This is a genomic window from Flavobacterium branchiicola, assembly GCF_018383905.1.
Classification (GTDB): Bacteria; Bacteroidota; Bacteroidia; order Flavobacteriales; family Flavobacteriaceae; genus Flavobacterium; species Flavobacterium branchiicola.
In genome coordinates this window covers 460377-466376 of record NZ_JAGYWA010000005.1, presented here as the reverse complement: position 1 = coordinate 466376, position 6000 = coordinate 460377, and the positions used below count along the sequence as shown (strand labels likewise).

At 35.5% G+C, this 6000-nt stretch carries 4 protein-coding genes; all 4 read right to left on the bottom strand.

What is annotated here, in order from left to right:
- Positions 1–219 precede the first annotated feature (219 nt).
- Positions 220–3003 carry a M4 family metallopeptidase gene (locus KHA98_RS15165; protein WP_213258765.1) on the bottom strand — a complete coding sequence of 928 codons (2784 nt, stop codon included), beginning with the start codon at positions 3001–3003 and terminating at the stop codon, positions 220–222.
- A 368-nt stretch (positions 3004–3371) separates the two neighbouring features.
- Complete coding sequence (locus tag KHA98_RS15160) at positions 3372–4028, bottom strand: 3-oxoacid CoA-transferase subunit B (RefSeq protein ID WP_213258764.1); 657 nt, start codon at positions 4026–4028, stop codon at positions 3372–3374.
- 95 nt (positions 4029–4123) lie between these two features.
- Positions 4124–5023: a class A beta-lactamase, subclass A2 gene (gene bla / locus KHA98_RS15155; protein ID WP_213258763.1), complete on the bottom strand. Its 900-nt coding sequence runs from the start codon at positions 5021–5023 to the stop codon at positions 4124–4126.
- A gap of 265 nt (positions 5024–5288) precedes the next feature.
- On the bottom strand, positions 5289–5990 hold the full coding sequence (locus KHA98_RS15150; protein ID WP_213258762.1) for a CoA transferase subunit A: 702 nt from the start codon (positions 5988–5990) through the stop codon (positions 5289–5291).
- Between the last annotated feature and the right edge of the window lie 10 nt (positions 5991–6000).

The following is a 6000-nucleotide window of genomic DNA, read 5'->3' as shown; positions in this document are numbered from 1 at the left end:
AAATTCTTTTACGACCTTCCTTTTAAAGACCTCACTGAAAGTTTGGGGAGGCAATGGATTTTTAGAATGTTTTCTTTCTGTTGACATAATTACATCTATTATAGTCAACTTTTTTCAGGACGAGACATATCAATAAAAAACCGCCCATACAGGCGGTTTTTCTTTGCTCATAAAAGATCTGTATTTAATCCTCAAAGCCTTACTAACAATCAAAATATCTTATTTCTTTACGAATTTCTTAACGACTCTTTTACCGCCATTATTCAATTCGATGATATAAACTCCAGTGTTTAATGCACTAACGTTAATTGGGCTTCCTGAAAGTTGTCCTGAACTAATTTGCTGACCCAATGTGTTTGTGATTCTGAATGTATATCCTGTACTATTCAAAAATGAAACGTTTAGTTCATCTTCAACCGGATTTGGATACAATGCAAAACTTGATGTTTCTGTAGTTTCAAGTAAACCAGTATTGATTTCTTCACTAGCAATCGCTCCCGAAGCTGTTATGTTGATAGAATAATCTTCTACTTGTCCATAAGAAAAAGCCTCGCAAGATGTTGGGATTCCGTTGTATTTCATAGAAACTCTAACTCTGGTTGTTCCAAGAGCTGCAGTTGCCGGAATTGTTATTGTTCCTGTTACCGGAGTTGTTTTTGAAGTTGCTTTTGTCCAAACGGTCTCACCTGAATCTGCAAAATCACCATCTTGGTTGTAATCTATAAAAACAGCATATCCTTCACTATAAACAGTAGAAGTCCAACTTGGAGTAATGGTAATGGTGTAAGCAGTTCCTCTGCTTGCATTTGTAGAAAGTGCCGTATAGTTTTCGTAACCTGCTGTACCTGTCGATGTATTATTGATTGTTCCAAAAACCACTTTACCGATTCTTTCATCTGCGGTGCTGTTTGCCTGAGATGTACAATATGCTACAGAAGCTGAAGTTGTAGTAACATTTACAGCATTACTTGCAGCCGAAACATTTCCTGCAGCATCTTTAGCTTTAACTGTAAAAGTATAAGCTGTTAAAGCAGTTAAACCCGTAACTGTATAGGTTGTTGTTGTAGATGATCCTTTTAATGTTGTACCTTGATAAATGTCATAACCTGTAACTGCCACGTTATCTGTAGAAGCTGTCCATGCCAAATTAGTAGTAGTTCCGGTAGTTCCTGAAGCAGCAAGACTTGTTGGAGCCGATGGCGCAACAGTATCTCCTGATCCTGCGTAAGCTGCACCTACACCTACTGCATAAAATGCATTTGTCGTTGCGATAACTTCAGCAGAACCTGCACCGTATAAATCTATTGCAGATTGTATTCCTGAAGTTCTTGCATTTGCATAAGTTGAATTTGCTGTTAAATAAACGCTCTCTAAACGGTAAGCAATTTTTGCAGCTTTATCAATAGTGATACCTGTTACGTTATAAACACTTCCAATATCGTTTGTTCCTGATTTACCCACAGATAAAATATAAAACCAATGATTTAAAACTCCAGAGTTGGTATGAACACCACATTGGTCGTTATTATTTGTTGGCGTACAATTTACGTTTACCCAATACGTTCCACCATAAGTATCTGGCTGTCCTTCTGAATTAGGATCACTCATAGAGCGTAGAGCAAGATGACCACTTCTTCTTTCAATATCTTCCCCAACCAACCAAGTTGATTTTGTTGGTGCAGCACGATATTCTATACAAGCTCCCCAAATATCAGAGAAAGCTTCATTCATTGCTCCAGATTCTTTTTGATATGCAAGATTTGCGGTATAGGTACACACGGCATGACCAATTTCATGACCTGCAACGTCCATTGCTGTTAAAATATCAAATCCTCCTGTTCCTGTTCCGTCACCGTAGGTCATAACACTTCCATTCCAGAATGCATTATTATTATTTGGATATCCGGCTGCTACTAAATTGTAGTGAACATAGCTTTTGATTTTTGCTCCTGCATTATCAAAACTATTTCTTCCGTGTACTGCTGACCAATAATCATAAGTCATTTCAGCCCCCCAATGTGCATCTAATGCACCATTGTCTTTATTAGTATTATTATATTCAGCAGCTGTCCAGTTATTATCGGCATCTGTAAAATTAGTTGTTGGATATGTTGCAGTTCTTGCCGAGTTATAAGTTTGAATCCCGTTTCCGCGACTTGTATCAGATAAAATATAAGAAGATCCGCTTAAAGTAGTCTGAATAGTTTGTGTTCCGCTATAACGAGTTGCTGCATTTGCGGCAACCATACTTTTTTTAGAAGCTAAACTATTGTTCTGATCTTTGGCTGTAGCCGAAATTGATCTTCCATGACTATTTTCACCAAGGTGTTTAATAGTTGCATTATAAAACAAAGCTTCTCCGGTTTGTGCATCAATGTAAAGATCACCTCTGCTTAATGGATAAGTTGCATAAATATCAAATTTATAAGCCAATCTTACTTTATCAGATTTTCTGTCCTCTCCCTGTTCTTCCATTGCAGGCAGTAAAACCAATTCCCCTTTTGGTTTTTCGTAATCCATTGCAGCGGCATCTTCCGGGCTTTCCCATAAATATTGTTTTGCACCGGTATATGCAATTGCTTTAGCAAAGGCAGCCTGGCTAGATAATTTGGGCGTTGTTTTTACATTTTCAAGAGCATAAAATTCTCCATTCATCGAAACTAACTTCCCTGCTTTTGAATGTAAAGTATAATTTGCAAATTCTACTTTGATTCCTTGCTCATACAATTGAAATTTTTCATGTACAAATCCCTCTTTATCAGAATCTGTTTTTACTCGTGCAAAACTCTGATTATCCTTTAAGCCCAATTGTTCTTTAAAAACAGTATTAAAGTCCGATCCTTTGTAAGTAGACTTGTCACTAAATGTAATTAAACTTGGTTGTCCGTTTTCTGATACGTTTTTCTGACTTACCCTTTTATCAGTGTTTTGGGCAAATCCAGCTACAGAAAATGTAAGAATAACAACAGAAGCTGCCATAATTTTTGGTAATTTTTTTTCCATAATAATGTGGTATTTAAGTTTGGTTAAATGATTACAAATAAAATATTTAATGTAAGTAAATACTCTATTTCGTGATAAAAGTATTTTATTTATGTTAGATAATCGATGAAATATGCCGTTAATCGATGAAATGCAACATTTTTTGTGTTAATATCATTTTTATTTAACAAACAATATAAAATTCTCACAAAAACAAACCAAAAACTAATTATATTATTGAAATATAATACATTACAGCAAAAACAAAGCTTCAAAACTCATTGTAACGGTAGCTCACCGAAAATTAATTACATCTAAATTATTCCTACAAAAAAAGGCCAGCTCTTTTAAAAGCTGGCCTCATTATATTTTTATAGGTAATTCTAAAATTATCTAATATCCATTTCCGGAATATCTCCTTCAATAATTAATTCTGCTTCGGTCGATGCAATGATATGCTCAACAGAAACACCTGGCGCTCGTTCTAAGAGCTTAAAACCATTTTTTGTCACTTCGAGTACTGCAAGCTCTGTTACCACCTTTTTAACGCAACCAACGCCTGTTAATGGCAAACTGCATTTTTTTAGGATCTTAGATTCTCCTGCTTTGTTTACATGCATCATCGCCACGATAATATTTTCGGCAGAAGCTACTAAATCCATTGCTCCTCCCATTCCCTTAACCATTTTGCCCGGAATTTTCCAGTTGGCGATATCTCCGTTTTCAGAAACTTCCATAGCGCCCAAAATGGTTAAATCAACTTTTTGGCTACGAATCATTCCGAAACTAAAAGCCGAATCAAAGAAACTTGCTCCCGGAAGCGTTGTAATAGTTTGTTTTCCCGCGTTGATAATATCGGCATCTTCTTCTCCTGCAAAAGGAAATGGTCCCATACCCAAAACACCATTTTCACTTTGAAATTCAACAGCAATATCTTCACGCACATAATTTGCAACCAAGGTCGGAATACCAATTCCTAAGTTTACAAAATACCTGTCTTTTACTTCTTTCGCAATTCGTTTTGCAATATCTTCTTTTGTTAACATACGTTCTAATGTGTCAATTTGGAAATTAGATAATTAGATAATGCCTACTTTGCGCAATCTCTATAAATTATCTAATTATCACATTTTCTAATTATCTAATTGGTTCTGTCTTTTTTGGTAAAATAATCCCAGACCGCTTTTGTAATATCTGCGATTATTTTTTCGGTATCTTCTTTCTTTTCGGTTATGTTTTTTAAATAAACAGATAAGATAAAATGCTTTCCATTTGGAAGTTTTACTATACCTACATCGTTCATCGCAACTCTCAAATTATCATCATTTGTTCCCGAAATCCCCGTTCTGTGCGCCAGTTCCGTATTTTCAGGAAGTCCCGCCTTCATCCAGGTAAGACCTCTTGATGTTTCTACCATTATCTGATACAAATACTTTGTTGTTGCTTCTTTTAAAATCTCTCCTTTATAGAATTTCTCCAACAATTCTGTTGTTGCCAACGGAGTGGTTGTGTTTATATATAAATTTTTCCAGCTTTTCATCTGCTCTTCGTTTACCTTAATAACGAAGTCCTTGATTCCTTGTTTATTTATAAATTGCTGTACTACTTTCGTTCCGCCAACCAACTTGATCAAAATATCACATCCATTATTATCGCTATGCGAAACCGTATAACGCAACACTTTATCTAATGTCAGTTTTATATTTCCCTCCGGATATTCTTCTCTCATCGGACTCCAGGTATCTTCATGCAAATCTTTCTTTTTGATCAAGATCTCTTGCGTTAGTGAAAGCTTACCTTCGTCGACTTGACTTAAAACAGCCAAAGCAATATGAAATTTAAAGACACTCATTAAAGGAGCTTTTAAATTTCCGTTTATACTTAAAGTATCTTTATCTTCAATACTTTTTACAGAAATCCCGACTGTTGCATTTTTATCTGCAATGATCTTACTCAGTTCTTGTCGAAGTTCATTTGTTGTCTGAGCAAAAGTCTGCAATGACAAACATGAAATTAGAGCGGCATAAAAAAACTTTGTCATTATTTAAATGTGTCAATTAGTCAATTTGATAATTAGATAATTCAAACGTACTGCAAAGCATTATCTAATTGCCTCATTATCTCAATTATTTAATGTGTCAATTCGTTAATTTGATAATTAGATAATTTCTAAACGCAATCTAAAGCATTATCTAATTACCTCATTATCTCAATTATCTAATGTGTCAATTCGTTAATTTGATAATTAGATAATTCAAACGTACTGCAAAACATTATCTAATTGCCTCATTATCTCAATTCTCTAATTAAGCTCTCTGTCTTACTGTACGTTGCTCAATTCTCTTCTCAAATTTTTCTCCCTGAAAGATACGTTGCACCATAATTCCCGGAATATGAATCTGATTTGGATCCAATGTCCCAACAGGAACCAATTCTTCTACTTCAGCAATTGTGATTTTTCCAGCACCTGCCATACATGCATTAAAGTTTCTGGCTGTTCCTTTGAAAATCAGATTTCCTGCTTCGTCACCTTTCCAGGCTTTTACAATCGCAAAATCGGCCTTAAAAGCTTCTTCCATAATATGCATCTTCCCGTTGAATTCGCGCACTTCTTTTCCTTCTGCAACTTCGGTTCCATAACCTGCCGGAGTAAAGAAAGCAGGAATTCCGGCCTGAGCTGCACGACAACGTTCTGCCAAAGTTCCCTGCGGAGTCAGCTCAACATCTAATTCTCCTGAAAGCATTTGACGTTCGAATTCAGCATTTTCCCCAACATAGGAAGAAATCATTTTTTTGATTTGTTTTTTCTGAAGAAGCAATCCCAAACCAAAATCATCAACTCCTGCATTATTCGAAATACAAGTTAAATCTGAAGTTGATGAATTTACCAAAGCTGCAATAGTATTCTCTGGAATTCCGCACAAACCAAAACCACCAAACATGATGGTCATTCCGCTTGTAATTCCTTCTATTGCTTCCTGAACATTATTAACTTTTTTTGTTATCATAACAAAGGGT

What these genes read in the sequence shown, in the direction of transcription:
- KHA98_RS15165 (WP_213258765.1), bottom strand. Translation starts at nt 3,003, where the DNA reads ATGGAAAAAAAATTACCAAAAATTATGGCAGCTTCTGTTGTTATTCTT.
- KHA98_RS15160 (WP_213258764.1), bottom strand. Translation starts at nt 4,028, where the DNA reads ATGTTAACAAAAGAAGATATTGCAAAACGAATTGCGAAAGAAGTAAAA.
- bla (WP_213258763.1), bottom strand. Translation starts at nt 5,023, where the DNA reads ATGACAAAGTTTTTTTATGCCGCTCTAATTTCATGTTTGTCATTGCAG.
- KHA98_RS15150 (WP_213258762.1), bottom strand. Translation starts at nt 5,990, where the DNA reads ATGATAACAAAAAAAGTTAATAATGTTCAGGAAGCAATAGAAGGAATT.